1 protein-coding gene is annotated in these 1,585 nt (G+C 34.6%); it reads left to right on the top strand.

Going from position 1 to position 1,585, the window contains the following annotated elements; genetic code table 11:
- The first annotated feature begins 280 nt into the window (after positions 1 to 280).
- On the top strand, positions 281 to 1,456 hold the full coding sequence (locus BUA88_RS15795) for an IS110 family RNA-guided transposase (protein WP_072919724.1): 1,176 nt from the start codon (positions 281 to 283) through the stop codon (positions 1,454 to 1,456).
- Positions 1,457 to 1,585: the final 129 nt, after the last annotated feature.

Genomic DNA, 1,585 nt, shown 5'->3' with positions numbered 1-1,585 from the left:
ACGTATAATCCAATCATCAAAATAGTGATTGGATTTTTCCTTTCTCCCAGGTTCTCTGGGCATATTTCAATCCTTTTTGATATATTTATTTTTAGGCACTGTGGATCTGTTTCTATTGTTTTACAGCTTTGACTGGTACGAGGTGACTCAGACCACAGTTATTCGTCTATTACTGGTAATTAGTTTGTTAACGCTTGACGTTTGTATTTACGTGATTACACAGCCGATTCTTTCTGTGGAAGACAACAGTGCCACTATACTAAAAAGGGAGGTAATTTTTATGCCTATGTACTTTGTTGGAATTGATATTTCCAAGTACAAACATGATTGCTGTATTATAGCTGCAGACAATCAATCTATTATCACCAAATTCACCTTTAAAAACGACAAGGCTGGATTTAATCAATTTCTTACCACTATATATTCTTTATCAAGCTCAGAAGATATAAAAATAGGGTTTGAATCAACTTCTCATTATGCCCTAAATCTTGAGCTCTTCCTTGAAAATGCTTCTCTCTCATTTATGGAAGTAAATCCAGTCCTTATCTCTGAATACAAAAAGTCGACCACTCTAAGGCGTACAAAAACTGACTCTGTAGACTGTGAATCTATAGCTCGCTGGTTAATGACTGTTGAGTACAAACCCCATTCAAAGGGATTTTACCATTCTTATTCATTAAAGTCATTAACTCGACTCAGAGATAGATTAGTTCGTCAGCGTTCTCTATATCTAGTAAAAATAACAAATGTATTAGACCATACATTTCCTGAATTCAAACCTTTTTTCAACGAACGCTTCTCTAAAACGGCTATTTACCTTTTAGAAACATATGGTTCTGCCGAAAAAATGGCTGTTATGAACGAAGATGATTATAATGCAATTCGAAAACTGTCCCGTGGAAAATTCTCTCCACAACAATTTTTAGAGCTGAGAAAATTAGCTTTAAATTCAGTTGGCACTAATAATTCTATCTTCGATGTTGAGCTTAATAGTTTATTGATACTCTATAAATCTTTAAATCAAGAGATTAATACTCTTGAAGACGAAATTATAAAGTTGGTAAAAGAGGCTAATCCCCACTGCCTTACCATTCCAGGTATAGGCCTTATTTCAGCTGCCATCATTTATGCTGAATATGGTGACATCTCAAACTTTTCTACACCAGCTCAAATGCTTGCTTTTGCTGGCATAGAACCAGGTGTTAGCGATTCTGGTACTGAATCTCATGGTGGCAGAATGGTAAAACATGGTTCCTCGCAACTTCGATATGCATTAATAAATTGTTGCTTGCCATTGATTAGATTTGATATGACATTTGCAACCTACTATGCCAAAAAAAGAGCCGAAGGAAAGCCTCATCGAGTAGCTATAACTCATGTCGCTAAAAAGCTTGTTAGAGTTATTTTTGCTTTAGAAAAGCAAGACATCGATTTTAATCCTTCAAAAGTACGATAAATAAAGCCAATAACCTTCATGTATGTACCATCTGATATACAAAATTCAGATGGCTTACTAATTTTATGCTTTTTTTGAGATTCTAATAAAACATCATTTATCTATTGACTTCTTATAGTTTGTCACCTC

This window comes from Pseudobutyrivibrio xylanivorans DSM 14809 (assembly GCF_900141825.1).
In the GTDB taxonomy this organism is placed as follows: Bacteria; Bacillota; Clostridia; order Lachnospirales; family Lachnospiraceae; genus Pseudobutyrivibrio; species Pseudobutyrivibrio xylanivorans.
The sequence above is the reverse complement of the archived record's forward strand: the minus strand, read 5'-3'. Positions and strand labels throughout refer to the sequence as shown.